Raw genomic sequence first — 16,771 nt, forward strand, 5'->3', positions numbered from 1 at the left:
TCATCGAATTCGACGACGACCGTCGAGCAATCTCGTTGGAAGAAAAGCCGACTGTCCCGAAATCGAACTACGCCGTCCCCGGCCTGTACTTCTACGACAACGACGTCATCGCCATCGCCCGCGACCTCGAGCCGTCCGCCCGTGGTGAGTACGAGATCACCGACGTCAACCGCCACTACTTGGAGGCCGGACGCCTGCACGTCGAAGTACTGCCCCGTGGCACCGCCTGGCTCGACACCGGCACCTTCGACTCCCTGCTCGACGCCTCCAACTACGTGCGCACCATCGAACAACGCCAAGGCCTGAAAATCGGATCACCCGAAGAAGTCGCGTGGCGACGCGGGTTCATCTCCGACGACGAACTGCGCGTGCGCGCGGAAACGCTCGTCAAATCCGGGTACGGCCGCTACCTGCTGGACCTGATCGCCCGAGGGAACCGATGACCTTCCGAGAACTGAACATCGCCGGTGCCTACGAATACACCCCACGCCAGTTCGGCGACGACCGCGGAGTGTTCTTCGAATGGTTCAAAGCCTCCGCGTTCGAAGAGCAGACCGGCCGAGCACTCGAGTTGAAGCAGGCCAACTGCTCGGTCTCCGCCGCCGGAGTGCTACGCGGCATCCACTTCACCACCAACCCGCCCGGACAAGCGAAATACGTCACCTGCGCCCGCGGAGCCTTCCTCGACGTCATCGTCGACCTACGCCTGAGCTCACCCACCTTCGGGCAATGGGACTCCGTGCTGATCGACGACATCGACCGCAAAGCGGTGTTCCTCTCCGAAGGACTCGGCCACGCCATCCTCTCGCTCGAAGACAACTCCACCGTCATGTACCTGTGCAGCCTCGAATACACCCCGGCCCTCGACCGCGACATCAACCCACTCGACCCCGCCCTGGCCATCGACTGGCCCACCACCGCACGCGACGGCAGCCCCCTGACCTACGAACTGTCCGACAAGGACAAAGCCGCCCCCACCCTCGCGGACGCTTTCAAAGCTGGGAACTTACCGGCATAGCGAGTTCGCTCGGTGCGTAAACCGGGCGGTCCAAGGGACGAGAAAGGCCAAAACAATTTCCTGCCCTGATAGCCTGATGTTTACGGTGTTTGTTTCCTGCTAGGTCCGAATTATTCGGTTGCTCATGGTAATTCGACTCGGGCGTTTGTTCTGCACCTTCATCTTCTCGCTTGTACGCTAAAGCCCAATCAGGCGCGGCATGTCCGAATGGAGCGGGTATGAAGAAAGCGTTCATAACGGGGATCACCGGTCAAGATGGCTCTTACTTGGCGGAGCTTCTCTTGTCCAAGGGGTACGAAGTGCACGGCCTGATCCGCCGTGCCTCGACATTCAATACGTCGCGCATCGACCACCTGTACGTGGATCCGCACATGGCTGCGGCAAAGCTGTTTCTGCATTACGGCGATCTCAGCGACGGAACACGAATGTTGATGCTCATGGCCGACATTCGCCCCGACGAGGTCTACAACCTCGCTGCTCAGTCTCATGTTCGCGTCAGCTTCGATGAGCCGGAACACACTGGAGACACCACAGGGATGGGATCCATCCGTCTGCTGGAGGCGGTACGGCTGGCGGGGGTGAAGTGCCGCTTCTATCAGGCCTCGAGTTCCGAGATGTTCGGTGCAAGCCCCCCACCGCAGAACGAAGACACCCTGTTCTATCCGCGCTCGCCGTACGGGGCGGCAAAAGTGTACTCATACTGGATCACTCGAAACTATCGCGAAGCGTACGGACTCTTCGCTGTCAACGGGATCTTGTTCAATCACGAATCACCAAGGCGCGGTGAAACATTCGTTACCCGTAAGATCAGTCGAGCGGTTGCCAGGATCAAAGCGGGTGTTGAGAGCCGGCTCTACATGGGCAACTTGGACGCGATTCGTGACTGGGGGTACGCACCGGAGTACGTGGAAGGGATGTGGCGGATGCTCCAAGCCGACCGGCCTCAGGATTATGTGCTCGCCACAGGCGGCAGCTACACGGTGAAGGACTTTCTCACCGTCGCATTCGAGCACGCGGACCTCGATTGGCAGCAGTACGTCGAATTCGACGACCGCTACCTCCGTCCCTCCGAAGTCGACGCGCTCGTCGGTGATGCAAGTAGAGCAGAGAGCGAACTGGGCTGGAAGGCATCGGTCCACACTCCAGAACTTGCGCGCATCATGGTGGACGCTGATATGGAAGCCCTCGCCCATGAAGGTCAACCCTGGATCGACGCTCCGGTGTCGAAGGACTGGGCATGAGCACACTCGAGTCCACCCAGCGTGCCACGCCGATAGACCGTGACGCGACCTTCTACGTCGCCGGTCACAAAGGACTTGTTGGGTCCGCTGTATGGCGGCACCTCGAAGGCCAAGGTTTCACCGATCTGATAGGCGAACCGTCGACCGATCTCGACCTGCGCGATCGCTCCGCTGTCTTCGACTACATCGAGCAGAACAGACCGAGCAATCTTGTCCTGGCCGCCGCGAAAGTGGGCGGAATCCTGGCAAACAGCACGTACCCTGTCGATTTCATTTCTTCCAATTTGCAGGTTCAGGTGAACGTACTCGATGCTGCGCTCAAGTTCGGCGTCGAACGCGTCCTGTTCCTGGGTTCGTCCTGCATCTACCCGAAACACGCTACGCAGCCGATCACGGAGGACTCCCTCCTCACAGGGCCGCTCGAGCCGACCAACGATGCCTACGCGATCGCGAAGATCGCCGGAATCCTGCAGATCCAATCCGTCCGCAAGCAATACGGTTTACCGTGGATCTCCGCGATGCCGACCAACCTGTACGGTCCCGGTGACAACTTCTCACCCCGAAGTTCGCACGTCCTCCCTGCCCTCATTCGTCGATACGACGAAGCTGCACGGGACGGATCCGAGAGCGTCACCAACTGGGGGAGCGGAACTCCCAAGCGCGAATTTCTTCACGTGGACGATATGGCGGCTGCCTGCCTCCACCTCATGGACCACTACGACGGGGCCACACAGGTCAACGTCGGAACAGGCGAAGACCAAACGATCAAAGAAGTCGCCCAGATCGTCGCTGACGAAGTGGGATATCGGGGTCGTATCGAATGGGACACCAGCAAGCCCGACGGCACCCCTCGGAAGCTCTTGGACGTCTCGACGCTCAAGAACTCGGGATGGAAACCGGCGATCTCACTGCGCGAGGGAATCTCGTCGACTGTGCGGTGGTACCGAGAGAACATCGACCAGATCCGTCGATAGAAAGCAACGGCTCGGTCGACTGATCACGTCTCGGTTCACACCCCATTCGCGTCGAGTAGTTCCCCGAAGGCCTGCGCTACCTTCGCTCCGTATTCGATGGTCATGTGCGCGGAATCGGACTTCATGGGGGTGGTTCCGACGAAGCTGGGGCAGAAGTTGTCCGGCGTACAGAACAGGCTGCGGGTGTCGACGTAGGTCCCACCAACTCGGTACGCCAGGTTTCGATCAGCACGCGATCGCGCCTTCCAAGTATCGGTCACCCTGCTGAGGCAGTCGGCGGGCGTGCTCGTGCGGGTGTAACAGTCCGCAGGCTTCTTGTCGTTCGGGGGTGCAGCGAGGATCAGAATCTTCCCTACGTTTGGCGCGAATTGATCCGTCAGTCGCTTCACGCCAGGGATCCACAGTTCGGCCGCGATATCGGTGTGCAAGTTGGTGATGACAACCACGTCTGGCTTCACCTCGTTCACGGCTGCGATCGCTGCCGCCTTACGCTCCGGGCACGCTGCGGATGTGTCGGCATCCGGCGTCCTCACGTCCATGTCGACGAATGTGCAACCGAACATGGCCTCCGAGCGGGCCTTCCACTCACCGCCGCTGGCTTCGGCGAAAGTCTTGATCGGTTGCACGAAGCTCATCGCCATCGAATCGCCGAGAACCATGATCGTCTTCGGTGCGTCGGGAGCACCCCACGTGCATTGCGCTGCGTCGGGACGGTCGACCAGTCCGCATTCGGCGATCCCGCCCGGGGCTTGGGCCCCGGTGATGGCGTCGTCCATCGTGGGACTCAACGTCGGCCACTCGGTTGCATTCACTGCCACGTCGATCTCGGCAGCCAAAGCAGATTGCGCAGGGCCCAGAGATGCCGCGACCTCGTCCGCCTCAACCGCCGTGTCGGTGGCACTCCGGGCAGGCGGGGAGGCAGGTGGGTCGAGAGGTTCCAGTGAGAAGGCAGCTACTGCCACGGTGACCAGTGTCAAGGCACCGAGCCCGGCGTAGCGAACAGCGGGCGAGTAGTCCTTGCTCCCGAGTCGGTTCTTCCGCCTTCTTCGCGCGTCCGCCCGCACGGCCTTCGGCTCGAGGAAGTTCGATCGACGAATCGGATTCTCGACGAAATGGTACGAAGCGACGGATAGCCCGAATGCCGCGAACAACACCGTGACGTAGTAGTAGCCGCTGACATCCATGATCGATCCGACTATCACGATGATGGGCCAATGCCACAGATACAACGAGTACGAGATGTCGCCGATATAAACACTGACCTTGTTCGTCAAGGGAGCAATGAAGGGAGTGTTTCCGCCGACGCCTGCGGCGATCACCATCGCCGCACCGACAACGGGGATTGCGGCCTGTGGGGCAGGAAACGCGCCCGACTCACTGATCACGAACGCACCCACCCCGATGGTCCCGAGCCCTAGCCACGCCAACGGTGCGCGTGTCGTTGATGGTAGGTGCGAAATCCAACCGGCCCCGATGGCCAACAACGCGCCGACCCCCAACTCCCACACACGAGTGAACGTGGAGAAGTACGCCCAGGACCGATCCGTCGCGGTCTCGTGGAGTGCCCACGCGAACGATAGCGCGACGATCACACCCATCACCGCGGCCGAGATGCCACGCTTGACGTTGGTGGGCCAAGACCGGCGCGCCACCAGCAACCCGATAGCGAACATCAATGCGGGCCAGACGAAGTAGAACTGTTCTTCGACCGACAGTGACCAATAGTGCTGCAAGGGTGACATAGCTGCGTCGGCATTGAAGTAGTCGGTTCCCTCGATTGCGAACCGCCAGTTCGATGCAAAGAAGAACGCCCACACCGCATCCAGCCCTATCGATTCCGCCCGACTTGACGCGTACACCACTGCCCCTGCAGCGGAGGTCAGTACGAGCACGAGAGTCGCAATCGGCACGATGCGACGGGCACGGCGGCGGTAGAACGATGCAAACGAGATCGACCCCGTATTGTCGTACTGCCGGAGTAGCAAGCCGGTGATGAGAAAGCCGGACACGACGAAGAACACATCGACGCCGATGAAACCACCCTGCGGCCAGCCGAAGAGATGGTCGACGATCACCAGCAGAACCGCCACCATACGCAGACCCTGAATGTCCAAGCGCGTGGTGGAAGCGGTGGCCCGACGTTTGTGTCGGCGTGAGCGTGGCGACGGCTGGGTCGTGATCATCCCCGGATCCTCATAGCGAGCTCGCACAATGGAAACTGACAGGTCGGTTGTCCGGCGAATCGTAGCCTCTTGTCGCCGCGGATGCGGCCCGGTCCGACCATCCCGGATCCGAAACAATCCTGGTGCCGAGTATGAGCACGAGCGTTCTGCATGTCGTCGGAATCGGGGCCTTTATCCAGCACCGCCCCTTGGTATTTCGCAGCTCCCGTGATGCCGGCGCGTCCGACGCTAGTCTGTCGCAATGAACCTGCAGCGAAAGATTTTGGTCGGTGAACTCGATCAGGTACTTCGTGATGTAGTCCTGAATCGATTGGTTGCGAGTGGTGCACTGCCTCGAAAGCTCCGAAATGTGTTGCTACGTAGGATTGGGCATGACATCCACCCCACCGCGCTGATCAACGCCGGGTCGTTCCTGGGAGCCTGGCGGGGACTGACCGTCGGGGGGCGTGCTTTCGTCAACTATCGCTGCTTCTTCGACCTCGGTTCGACCGTAACCATCGGTGAGGACACTCGCATCGGATACGAATCCATGTTCATCACTTGTGGACACGAAATCGGCGGGGAATCCGACCGTACAGGTACGTCGAAAAATCTGCCGATTGTCATCGGTGCGGGTTGTTGGATCGGTGCGCGAGTGACCGTGCTGCCGGGTGTCACCATCGGCGATGGTTGTGTCATTGCGGCGGGGAGCGTCGTTTCCGAAGATTGCCTACCGAACGGTCTCTATGCAGGAGTGCCAGCCGTTCGTAAACGTTGCCTACCAGCCGATTTGGATTCACCTGGGACGTGAAACGGGGAATGCGTCAACTTTCTTCATTGCCCTCGTGTAGGACGCCCGGTTTTGTCGGAAATAGCGTCGAGAAACTACATTCAAATACACCCTAATCGGGAGCTTGTCGCTTATTCAGAAGCTGATTTTCGAACGTGCTCGATAAGTGCTGCGCACGTTCAATTCTCGCGCTAGGCTGCCGAAATACTGCTCCAAGGGCACGTCGGGGGGAATGGATGGGGTATGTGCCGATGAGCATTGCTTACCACCGAGTTCGGTCCGATCGTGCGCATGCGACAGTGTTTCCTGAGGCCGACTTCTTGCGGGAAGTACCTGAATTCAGGCGTGCGGTTCGAACCACGCCGGCGCGTACCCAAGGCAGTTCGCGGGTCGGTAGCACGGTCGATCGAGACACTGCCGGCCTCAAACTCCCCGAACGTGCCTGGTTGTTCGTGCTCGGCGGCACGTCTGCGGTACCGCTGATGAACTTCACGGTCACCGGATTCTCCGTGGTCTGCGTCGCAATCGGATTGGCCTATCTGCTACCGGGTCCGCGGCGCAGAACCGCCACTCCTCTGGTGTTCGCGATGATCGGCACCGCTGCTTATTTCGCCTCGGCGTGGGTCAACGAAACCAGCTACCTCTCGCCCAACGTCTTCGCCTTCGGCTCGTTCGCGTTGTATTTCTGCGGAATCACGGTGCTGGCAGGCGACATAGAGCGCATTGCCACGGTGCTGCTGGGCATCGCCTTCGGCACGGTGTTCTTCTACGTCGTTATCGGTACCTTCCTCACCTCCTCAGGTGGTGTCGTCGACCTCTGGAAGTACGGCATCGCACCCTCGGCCACCATCGCACTGCTCTACGCACTGGCGGTACGCCGGGTCCGCACGCCGATGGTGGTTACCGCACTGTTGGCATTCGGCGCGCTGAGTCTCGGGCTGAACTTTCGGTCGCACGCCGTGGTCTGCTGCGCCGTCGCGCTTCTGCTCGTGCTCTCGAAATACCGACGCGGCATCCTGTCTCTCACCACCAGGGTGGTGACGCTGGGTGCGTTCGCAGTGGGATTCACCTGGACGCTCGAATTTGCCGCGCGTGCAGGTCTGCTCGGCGGATCGCTTCGGGAGAAGGTGCTGATGCAGGCAGACGGCTCGATACCGATGCTGTTAGCCGGGCGTACCGAACCGCCGCTGTCCCTCACCGCCATCGTGCAGCACCCGCTACTGGGATGGGGCAACGCGAACAACATCTCGCGTGATGCCTATATCGACGCGCAGCACACCGCAATGTCGCTCGGATTCGACAGATCCTTTCCCTTCGAATACGCGTGGAAGCTCAGCGACGGATCGATATCGCTGCACTCGGTGCTGCTCGGATCGTGGGCCGAAGCCGGGGTGTTGGCCGCTCTGCTGCCGCTGTGGCTGCTATGGGCCTGCTACCGGCTGATCTTCGTCGCCGACTCGGCAGGCGTGTGGACCCCACTGATGATGTATCTCGGGATGCAGACAATCTGGGATCTGATGTTCTCGCCGTGGTCCTACAACCTTCCCGCCGTATTCGCTTGTCTCGCATGTTGTTGCGTTGCAGTGCATTCCACCGGTCGTCACAACAACTCCACCAAAGACGCTCATCTCCTCACGCGTCTACTGCGAGACAACCGAACATCACACGGCCGCAGCAAACTCGAGGAGAAGCGATGAACGCCCATCCTTCCATCAGCGTGGTGATCCCGACGATCGGCAGGCCGAGCCTCGCCAGTGCCGTGGACAGCGCCTTGACCCAATCGGCTCGCGTCCTCGAGATCATCGTGGTGGCAGACACCGCCGAGCCGTTGACTCTGCCAACGGACGACAGAATCCGTGTCCTGCGCACCGGGCCGGGGTCCGGCGGAGCGAACGCTCGACAGTTCGGAATCCAACAGGCGACCGGCGAGGTCATTGCGCTGCTCGACGACGATGACCTGTGGCACCCCTACAAACTCGAACGACAGCTGGCCGAGGTCTCGAAGACGGACGGCAGCAGCTGGGTGGTCACCTGCAAGTGCGCAGTACGAGAGCCCGGACACCGCGAGAAAATATGGCCCAGGACGCTCATCGGTGAGCGGCAATCCGTCGCCGACTACCTGTTCACCCTCCATCACTTCACACTCGGTGACGCGATTCTGCAGAGCAGCACGCTGTGTTTTCCGCGGCGGCTCGCCTTCGAGGTTCCGCTCAATTACGCACCCCAGTCCATTCACGACGAACCAGGATGGCTGATCGAACTCCAGCGCAAGGTTCCCGATCTGGCCATCAAGCAGGTACCGGAGTGCTTCTCGATCTACAACGTCAGCGAAAACTCGGTATCGCGACGGTCGGTGGACTTGTCCGAGAAATACATCGAGTGGGGCCGTGAACACCTGAGGGACGCCACTGCCCGTGTACGTGGGGACTACTTCCTGTTCAGTGCGGTGACTGCGGCCGCGTCAGCCCAGTCGCTCCGTGGAATACGGAAGTCGGTGGTCAGCGGGTTCTCGGAAGGTAGACCGGGCCTTCCCGCAATGGTTTACGCCGCGGCCAAGTTCGGCAGGACTGCTCTGTGGCAGGTGCGAGCACATGTCGACTGAAGCCGCACTGAGTGTGATCACCATCAGCTACCACGACCCGGATGGGCTCTCTCGCACGTTGAGGAGCGTCGCCGAACAGACATACTCACCCCTCGAACACATCGTCATCGACGGTGGCTCGGGTGACGACGTCGCAAAGATGCTCGAGAATGCACGTCTGTCGTATTGGCAGTCACAACCCGACGCCGGCCGATACGACGCGATGAACCAGGGCATCGACCGAGCCACCGGAGACGTGGTGTGGTTGATGCACTCCGGCGACTGCTTCGCTGCCCGGGATTCTGCCTCGCTGGGCATGGCTGCGCTGAACGAATCCGGAGCCGCCCGAGACCGATGGGGATATGGCCGGGCCCGCATCGTCGGTGACCCCAACCGCGAGGGACTCGAATGGGGATACAGCCCGTTCGAGATGCGTAACTTTGCCCTCGGGATTCGGCCCATTCCGCACCAAGCTGCCTTGTTCGGGATGAACCTGGTCCGAGGGCTCGGGCACTACGACGTCCACTTCGGGCTCGCCGCCGATCACCTGTACATGCTGAAGGCAGCGCAACGACAACGTCCGATTGTCATCGACGCCGTGTTGTGTGAGTTCGACGCGGGAGGAGCCGGAAGTGTGCGTCCCCAACACGAACACTTCGCCGACATCCGCCGCGCATGGGATTCCGTCGGCTACTACCCCTGGCACCAGCGGGATGTGACCGTTCTGGCATCCCGCGCGATCGAATACACCGCGCGCTCGAAACAGCTCGCGAGGTCGCTGCTCTCGCGACGACCGCGAGTAGGCGGTCGGTGATGGGGGGACGACACCGCAGGGCGAGCGAGATCGACGGCGACGTCGACGTTGCCTCCGGGGCGGGCCTGGACAGCGTCGAACGGAGGGCCGTCGTTCTCAGTACCCTCTTCCGGATTATCGGCACACCTGTCGTTGCCGTCGCCGGACTCGTCAGCGCCGGGCTCGTGATCCGGGCCACCGGCCCCTCGGCGTACGGCGTCGTGGCCCTCGTTGCCACCGTCGGACTGCTGCTGCCCTTTGCCGATCTCGGCATCGGAGCCGTCGTGACAAGCGCAACTGCGAGGTCGCGAGATCCCGTCAACGACGCCTATGCGCTCGCAGTGATCCGCCGCGCATACCGAATCCTGGCCCGGGTGACCGTCGTCGTTACTGGCATTGCCGTTGTGGTCATGATGTTCGACGGATGGGGCACGTTGATCGGGACCACCACCGGACCAGAAGACAGGCTGGTCATCACCATTGCCGTGGCCCTGTTCGGGGTGACGATTCCGGCGGGCCTCGGGCTGCGCATTCTGATCGGGGTGGACCGGGCGCAACTGATCGTCGTGGTGATGGTGAGCAACTCGTTGTTCGCGTTGTTGGTCACGGCAGGCATGTACACCGGTGGCGTCCGCGGAATTTGGTATGTGCTGCCTCCGTTGATCGGTGCACTCTTGGGCAACCTCATGGGAACCGTGCTCGCACTGAGAGTCTCAGGTCTAGGGCTGAGTGTGTTCAGGCGAGCTGCGGTGACGATGCCGACGAAAGGGCTACTCGAGGGATCGCTGTGGCTCTTCGTGGTGAGTGTGGGAATCCCTTTCGGCCTTCAAGCCCAGCGAGTCGTGCTCTCGCACCTGTCCAGTCCTCTCGAATTGAGCCGATACGCGTTGATGGCACAGCTCTACGGACTGTGCTGGTCGGTGTTCTCCACCGCGGCGCTCGCATTCTGGCCGATCTTCGTCAAGCGGCGCGGGGCCGCAGAACATACCGTCCGACTCTGGTTGACGTCGACCATGGGCTTCGGACTGGTCGCGATGGTCGCAGCGATCCCACTCGTACTGCTCAGTCCATGGCTGGCTGATGTGCTCTCCGGGAACACCATCGACATTTCGTCGACACTCGCCGGAGCCTTTGCGGTGCTACTTGTTGCGCAATGCGTCCACCTCCCCTCGGGGATGCTGCTGACCAAGCCGACCGAGGCGCGTTGGCAGGCAGGATGTCTCGCGGCCATGGCGGCGGTCACCACCGTCGCCGCTATTGCGGTTGCACCGGCGACAGGTGCCGCGGGGGTGGTGCTCGTCACCGCAGGAGCAGTCGTGCTGTGCCAGTTCATTCCCGACATTGCTTGGGTGCCACGCCTGGTACGCAACCGCGACTCTGAACCTGACGCCTCTGCTCGGGTAGAACTTGCTGCGGCAGTGAGGATCTCATGATCGACGTCGCGAAGTTCCTCCCACTGTTACGCCCACTCAACCGAATCGACCAGAACGCCTACATGACCATCGTCATCACCCTGCTTCGAAAGGCAGGTGTGACGATCGAGGGCACGCCACTGTGGATCTCCTCCTCGATTTTCCTGGACAACTCCGGCCCCGGCTCGATCGCCTTCGGCGACCGGTGCGTCGTGTCGGATTCCGTCAAAATACTCACCCACGACTTCTCCCTCGACCGAGTGGCCGAAGCACGTGGGGAACTTCCCCGCGACGAAGAGCTGTACCGCCGGGCATCGGTATCGATCGGTGCCCGAGCATTCGTCGGACTGGGAACGGTCATCATGCCCGGTGTGATCGTTGGCGACGACGCCATCATCGGAGCCGGGTCCGTGGTGACACAGTCGATCGCACCGGGAGATGTGGTGGCAGGCAATCCTGCTCGCCGGATCTGTACGACCGACGAGCTGTGGAACAAGAGGCGGTCGGACTTCGAAGTACGGAAACGGAGACGCTGATGCGGATCACATTGATCGGCCTGAACTACAAGCCCGAGGTCACTGGAATCGCGCCCTACACCGCTGATGTCGCGGAAGGGCTGTCGGAGCGGGGGTACGACATTCATGTTGTCACCGGTTTCCCCCACTATCCGCAATGGGCACCCGACCCGCGTTACGCAGGCCCGACCATCGAGGAGACGGTCGACGGTGTGCATGTCACTCGGCATCGGCACTACGTTCCAGGCAGCATGACCGTCACTCAGCGCGCACATCTGGAATTGTCCTTCGGGAGCCGAGTGGCACGCAGCCGTATTCCGGCCTCGGACGTGGTGGTGTGCGTCTCGCCGGCGCTGGTGGCCACGGGTCTGGTGATGGCGCGCCTGAAGGCGCAGCCGTTACGGCCCGCCCTGGGGGTGTGGGTGCAAGATCTGTACAGTCGCGGAGTCATCGAGACCGGCACCATGCATGGGCCGAGTGTCGGCGCTACGGGCAATCTCGAATCCGGCATCCTGCGCGCGGCCGACGGGGTCGCGGTAATCCACCAGCGTTTCGCTGATCACGTCCGAACCGCGCTGCACGTGCCGGAGAGCAAGCTCAGTGTCATACCGAACTGGACGCACATGCCGCATCAGACACCGATGAGCCGTGACCATGCGCGTGATCTGCTGGGATGGTCGCGGGACTCGGTGATCGCTTTGCATGCAGGAAACATGGGACTCAAACAGGGACTCGAGAATGTGGTGGAGGCAGCGAGGGAGTCCGATCGTCGAGGTGGACCTGTGCAGTTCGTCTTGATGGGTGATGGCAATCAACGGCAGATGCTTGAGGAGTTGGGCGCAGGAATATCCTGCCTGAAGTTCGTACGGTCTCTGCCGGAGAAGGAGTTTCGCGCGGCTCTCGATGCAGCGAATGTTCTGTTGGTCAACGAGTTGCCCGAGGTCGCCGAGATGGCCGTCCCCAGCAAACTCACCGCCTACTTCGGCAGCGGAAGCCCCGTTCTCGCTGCTACCGCTGCAGGAAGCGTCACCGACCGGGAGGTGCGAGCTGCCGGTGCAGGGATACGGGTGGACCCTGCGAACCCCTCCGCGATGGTGGAGGGAGTGATGGACCTGGTCTCCGACCCCGTGAAGTCCGCGATGTTCGTAGAGTCGGGCAATCGCTATCTGCGGCACAACATGTCCCGAGATGTCGCCCTGGACAGATTCGAGGAATGGGTGGGCACACTTGCGAGTGCTCACCCCACGAGGGCGCGAACGGCATCGAGCGCACGCTTGGGGGAGTAGTCCGATCGCATCAGGCCGTAGTTGTAATCCGGCACTGCGCTGCCCGTCATCGAGTCTCGAAGGTCGAAGACGAACACCGGCCCCGCATACGGCAACTGCGTCAGTGTGGTGATGCCGTCGACTAGAATGTCGGCTTGCCGCTGCTCATCGACACCGGCACTCGTTGTCGGCGCGCCGAATTCAGTGAACCAGATCTTCTTGTGTGCGTCCCCGTGGCGCTCCATCACCGAGTGTACGGCCGCGATCTCGTTGGCCGAGGACCAGCTCTCGGTCGGCTGGCTCAACAGCTGGGGGCTGCTGTACGGGTGCATCGCGACGGCGTCGAAGCTGCCGGCACCCGCGCACCGGTAGAGGGCCTCGACGAACGTCGACGGAGACAGGTCGTTGGCGGAATCGATTGCGGGAGAGGTTGGTCCGGTGATCACCAAGGACTCCGGCGCAGCGGCGCGGATGGCGGTGGAACTCGCTGAGAGGACATCGCAGTAGTGAATCGGGTTCACGCTCGGGCCGTAGCTGGCCGCGACATTCGGTTCGTTCCACACCTCCCACGCTGTGATCTGGTCACGGTAGCGAGAGGCTGCGGCAGAGGCGAATTGGGCGAACCGAGCGGCAGAAGCAGGCGCGGGATGTGGCACATGCGCGTACTCGACCGGAACCGCCCACGTCGGTGCCCACGTCAATACACCGAGCACGGCGAGGTTGCGTTCGGAGGCCCACTCGATCTCCGCATCGATACTGCTCCAATCGGCCGCCCCCTCGACGCTTTCGATATCGGACCACTTGACCAGCAACCTGATCGCGGTGAATCCGATATCGGCAACCGCGTCGATATCGCGCTCGACATCGGAACCCGGCATGCCGGTACTGGCCGCATTGCTGGCAACGCGTACCGAATCCCATACCGAAACAGGGAGTTGGCCCAGTTCTCGGGTTCGTTCGTGCTCGATGCTCGTCGAACACGATGCGGCGAGAATGAGCGTCAATGCCAGCGGAACCCACCTGTGTCGCAAGGCCATACGATGCAGTATGACGGGTGGACACCGCGGCTGCGCGACCTTAGATTTGCACACATGCCCTACACCGCGAAGAAGTCCGTTCTGATTCGGCTTGCCCGCATCTGGGCGTGGCCGTTGTGGTGGGGCGTGCAAGCCTCGGGCAACGAGGATGTGGTGCGCGCAGATGTGAATCGGTGGATCGAATGCATCGGCAACGACGCTCTCGTGCCACTGGACGAGTACTCGCGGTTCGCTTACCTCGCGGGCGCACTGCGGGAATTCCGCAATGTCGTGCATTTTCGGATGCGGCAAAGCCCCCTTCCAGTCCGTCTGATCCTGATGCGGCTCTACCGGCCCGATCAGACCATCATTCTCGAGTCGGACTCCATCGGCCCGGGGATCTTTCTGCACCACGGCAACGGAATCATGGTCTCGGCGACGTCCATCGGCCGAAATTTCTGGGTGAATCAGCATGCATCGGTGGGCTATTCACCGAAAGGAAGACCTACTATCGGTGACGACGTGACGGTCGCTGCCGGTGCCGTCGTCGCTGGGCCGATCGTGCTCGGAGATGGCGTCACCATCGGTGCCAATGCGGTAGTGGTGAAAGACGTTCCGCCGGGCACCGTCATGGCTGCGCCGCTCGCGCAGCCACTCAGGAAGCGGACATGACCACACGCTCGCTCGCAGGTTTCACCGGTGCGGGGTACGACAAAGGCAAACCGTTCTACATTCAAGTGCTGTGGATGCTCGTGTCCGGCCTGGTCGTGATGCCGTGGTGGTGTCCCAATTCGATCAGACTGCATGTTCTTCGAATGTTCGGCGCGCAAATCGGTATCGGAGTGTCGATTCGGCACCGCGTTCGCATTCACTGGCCGTGGAAGCTTGCTGTCGGCGACCATTCGTGGATCGGCGAGGGAGCATGGATTCTCAACCTCGAACCGGTGACGATCGGAACAAACACCTGCATCTCACAGGACGTGCTGCTATGCACGGGAAGCCACGACAGGCGCTCGAACACCTTCGAGTTCGACAATGCCCCTATCGTCGTCGGCGACAGAGCCTGGATTGCGGCCAGAGCCACCGTTCTGCGCGGCGTGACCATCGGAGATGACGCCACCGTCGGTGCGACAGCCCTGGTGGCCAACGACGTCGACAACGGCTCAACGGTCTTCGCGCCCACTGCCCGCCGTGCGGAGTGAGAGATGCGCATCCTGCACGTGGTGACACTGATCTCCGAGGACGGTGCCTACGGCGGTCCCACGCGGGTGGCCCTCAACCAAGCCGGCGCGCTCGCCGATCTGGGTCACGAGGTAACCGTCGTCGCGGCCGGTCTCGGACCCCCACCGAAATCCGGCTCCGTCCAGATCGAACTGTTCACGCCTCGCCGGCTCATTCCGCGCAGCGGCTTCGCAGGGCTGTCCGCCCCAGGAATGCTTCGGTGGCTAGCCGGGGCCGCCGAAAGATTCGACGTGGCTCACGTACACCTGGCTCGTGATCTGGTGACTCTGCCCGCCGCCCGGCTGTGCCGGCTGCGAGGACTGGCCACGGTGGTTCAAACCCACGGGATGATCGATGCAAGCGGCAAGCTTCTTGCGAAACCACTAGACGCCCTGGTCACCCGGTCGGCATTGCGTCGCGCGGCCGCAGTCTTCTACCTCACCGATCGCGAGCGATCCGATCTGATCGACGTAGCGGGGCCGAGGATGAAGCTGGTCAACGTGATCAACGGCGTACCCACACTGCCGGAGAAGGCGTCGGACCGCGGTCTCGAGGTGCTTTTTCTGGCCCGCCTACATCCACGCAAGCGCGCAGACCTCTTCGTCGACATGGCAGAAGTCATTGTGCACGAGCACGATTCCGTGACCTGCGCACTCGTCGGTCCAGATGCTGGTGCCGGAGATGCGATAGCGAAGAGGACCGGGCCCAGAATTCGATGGGAGGGGCCGTGCGCCCCCGACCAGACCGCGGAACGCATGCGGGCAGCCGCGATCTATGTGCTCCCATCCGCCGACGAGCCGTATCCGATGTCGGTTCTCGAAGCCATGGCAGTGGGGCTGCCCGTGGTGGTCACCGATACTTGCGGTCTCGCAGGGGATATCACCCGTATCGGGTGTGGGATCGTGGTACACGCAGGCGAACTGCAGCCCCTACTCGACGCCGTGCGATTGCTTCTGGGCGATGAAGACCTGCGTGCCGCGATGGGCAGGCGAGGGCGCGCGGCGGCGCGTACCGCTTTCGGCACGGTCACCGTCGCGCATGCGCTGGAGGAATCGTATCGAGAGGCGGCACCGCATGTCGCGAGGTAGAGGCGTTCTGCTGATTCTGGTGACGATCGTCGTTGTGGGTGCTGTCGGGGTTGGTCTTCGATACGACGCGACCCGCACCGAACGAGACCTCTCGGACGCCTCCGCCGAGCCGTTCGTCTCACCGGTCAACGGTGGCCCTCGCGCCGTCTTCATCGGAGACTCCTATGTATCGGGAGCCGGTGCAACCGATCTCGGCCACCGGTGGAGCTCGCTGCTCTCGGCGAAGAAGCTGTGGACCGAGGACAACATCGGAATCGGTGGCACCGGGTATGCATTGGCGGCACCGGGGTGTGGAGCAGAACGGTGCGGCAGCTTCCAGGAGATGGCCGACTACGCAGTCACCCTGAACCCGCCGATCGTTGTGGTGGCCGGCGGCAACAACGACTTCGAGGAGTTCGTCCGCGACCCCACCGACATCGTCAACGCGATCTACGACACCATGGGCATCTTGCGTTCGGGCCTGCCTACCGCGCGGATCATCGCCGTCGGCCCCTCCGCGGCGGCCGAGGTGCCGCCGTTCGTCACGATCTACGAGGGTGTGGTGCGCGACGCGGTGAATGCCGTCGGCGGAGAGTTCGTGTCTCTGACCGAACCGGATGTCATCGAGGCCGACATGCTCGCTCCCGACGGGGTTCACGTCGATGACAGGGGACACGCCGCCATTGCTCGTGCGATCGATCAGGCGCTGCGTTGAC

The 16,771-nt window shown here is 62.0% G+C and carries 17 protein-coding genes; 15 read left to right on the forward strand and 2 right to left on the reverse strand.

The annotated features are described in order from the left end of the window. The 4 genes from J1M87_RS22205 to J1M87_RS22220 form a co-directional block, all read left to right on the forward strand. The coding region (locus tag J1M87_RS22205) for a sugar nucleotidyltransferase (protein WP_274611045.1) at window positions 1–443 on the forward strand (443 nt) is incomplete at its 5' end. Beyond that, complete coding sequence (locus J1M87_RS22210; RefSeq protein WP_206491977.1) at window positions 440–1,018, forward strand: dTDP-4-dehydrorhamnose 3,5-epimerase family protein; 579 nt, start codon at window positions 440–442, stop codon at window positions 1,016–1,018. The genes J1M87_RS22205 and J1M87_RS22210, both read left to right, overlap by 4 nt. Before the next feature lie 218 nt (window positions 1,019–1,236). After that, window positions 1,237–2,259: a GDP-mannose 4,6-dehydratase gene (gene gmd, locus J1M87_RS22215; RefSeq protein WP_206491978.1), complete on the forward strand. Its 1,023-nt coding sequence runs from the start codon at window positions 1,237–1,239 to the stop codon at window positions 2,257–2,259. Beyond that, window positions 2,256–3,233, forward strand: coding sequence for a GDP-L-fucose synthase (locus tag J1M87_RS22220; protein ID WP_206491979.1), 978 nt, complete (start codon window positions 2,256–2,258; stop codon window positions 3,231–3,233). The genes gmd and J1M87_RS22220 overlap by 4 nt, the downstream gene beginning before the upstream one ends. Before the next feature lie 35 nt (window positions 3,234–3,268). On the opposite strand, the gene J1M87_RS22225 is transcribed toward J1M87_RS22220, so the two are convergent. Beyond that, window positions 3,269–5,416: an acyltransferase family protein gene (locus J1M87_RS22225; RefSeq protein WP_206491980.1), complete on the reverse strand. Its 2,148-nt coding sequence runs from the start codon at window positions 5,414–5,416 to the stop codon at window positions 3,269–3,271. A 241-nt stretch (window positions 5,417–5,657) separates the two neighbouring features. Here J1M87_RS22225 and J1M87_RS22230 point away from each other — a divergent pair, with 241 nt between their 5' ends. From J1M87_RS22230 to J1M87_RS22260, 7 genes are all read left to right on the forward strand, one after another. Next, window positions 5,658–6,206: a DapH/DapD/GlmU-related protein gene (locus J1M87_RS22230; protein WP_206491981.1), complete on the forward strand. Its 549-nt coding sequence runs from the start codon at window positions 5,658–5,660 to the stop codon at window positions 6,204–6,206. A gap of 230 nt (window positions 6,207–6,436) precedes the next feature. After that, window positions 6,437–7,882 (forward strand): hypothetical protein, encoded by a 1,446-nt coding sequence (locus tag J1M87_RS22235; RefSeq protein ID WP_241257364.1) that lies wholly within the window; start codon window positions 6,437–6,439, stop codon window positions 7,880–7,882. After that, on the forward strand, window positions 7,879–8,787 hold the full coding sequence (locus J1M87_RS22240; RefSeq protein WP_206491982.1) for a glycosyltransferase family 2 protein: 909 nt from the start codon (window positions 7,879–7,881) through the stop codon (window positions 8,785–8,787). The genes J1M87_RS22235 and J1M87_RS22240 overlap by 4 nt, the downstream gene beginning before the upstream one ends. Then, the gene (locus J1M87_RS22245) at window positions 8,777–9,580 is read left to right on the forward strand and encodes a glycosyltransferase (RefSeq protein ID WP_206491983.1); all 804 of its coding nucleotides are present in this window, start codon (window positions 8,777–8,779) and stop codon (window positions 9,578–9,580) included. The genes J1M87_RS22240 and J1M87_RS22245 overlap by 11 nt, the downstream gene beginning before the upstream one ends. Further along, complete coding sequence (locus J1M87_RS22250; RefSeq protein ID WP_206491984.1) at window positions 9,580–10,992, forward strand: lipopolysaccharide biosynthesis protein; 1,413 nt, start codon at window positions 9,580–9,582, stop codon at window positions 10,990–10,992. Before J1M87_RS22245 ends, J1M87_RS22250 begins: the two co-directional genes overlap by 1 nt. Continuing rightward, window positions 10,989–11,507, forward strand: a complete 519-nt coding sequence (locus J1M87_RS22255) for a DapH/DapD/GlmU-related protein (protein ID WP_206491985.1) — start codon at window positions 10,989–10,991, stop codon at window positions 11,505–11,507. Before J1M87_RS22250 ends, J1M87_RS22255 begins: the two co-directional genes overlap by 4 nt. Further along, complete coding sequence (locus J1M87_RS22260; RefSeq protein ID WP_206491986.1) at window positions 11,507–12,772, forward strand: glycosyltransferase family 4 protein; 1,266 nt, start codon at window positions 11,507–11,509, stop codon at window positions 12,770–12,772. The genes J1M87_RS22255 and J1M87_RS22260 overlap by 1 nt, the downstream gene beginning before the upstream one ends. Here the strand turns inward: J1M87_RS22260 and J1M87_RS22265 are convergent. After that, window positions 12,724–13,788 (reverse strand): cellulase family glycosylhydrolase, encoded by a 1,065-nt coding sequence (locus J1M87_RS22265; RefSeq protein ID WP_241257365.1) that lies wholly within the window; start codon window positions 13,786–13,788, stop codon window positions 12,724–12,726. The two genes, J1M87_RS22260 and J1M87_RS22265, sit on opposite strands and share 49 nt — an antisense overlap. A 54-nt stretch (window positions 13,789–13,842) precedes the next feature. Here J1M87_RS22265 and J1M87_RS22270 point away from each other — a divergent pair, with 54 nt between their 5' ends. From J1M87_RS22270 to J1M87_RS22285, 4 genes are read left to right on the forward strand one after another with little or no spacing between them, the layout of a single operon-like run. After that, window positions 13,843–14,439: a serine acetyltransferase gene (locus J1M87_RS22270; protein WP_206491987.1), complete on the forward strand. Its 597-nt coding sequence runs from the start codon at window positions 13,843–13,845 to the stop codon at window positions 14,437–14,439. Further along, window positions 14,436–14,969, forward strand: coding sequence for a DapH/DapD/GlmU-related protein (locus tag J1M87_RS22275; RefSeq protein ID WP_206491988.1), 534 nt, complete (start codon window positions 14,436–14,438; stop codon window positions 14,967–14,969). The genes J1M87_RS22270 and J1M87_RS22275 overlap by 4 nt, the downstream gene beginning before the upstream one ends. A 3-nt stretch (window positions 14,970–14,972) precedes the next feature. Then, window positions 14,973–16,076 carry a glycosyltransferase gene (locus J1M87_RS22280; RefSeq protein ID WP_206491989.1) on the forward strand — a complete coding sequence of 368 codons (1,104 nt, stop codon included), beginning with the start codon at window positions 14,973–14,975 and terminating at the stop codon, window positions 16,074–16,076. After that, window positions 16,063–16,770 (forward strand): SGNH/GDSL hydrolase family protein, encoded by a 708-nt coding sequence (locus tag J1M87_RS22285; protein WP_241257366.1) that lies wholly within the window; start codon window positions 16,063–16,065, stop codon window positions 16,768–16,770. The genes J1M87_RS22280 and J1M87_RS22285 overlap by 14 nt, the downstream gene beginning before the upstream one ends. The last annotated feature ends 1 nt before the right edge of the window (window position 16,771 follow it).

This window comes from Rhodococcus sp. KRD162 (assembly GCF_017168335.1).
Taxonomy (GTDB): Bacteria; Actinomycetota; Actinomycetes; order Mycobacteriales; family Mycobacteriaceae; genus Rhodococcoides.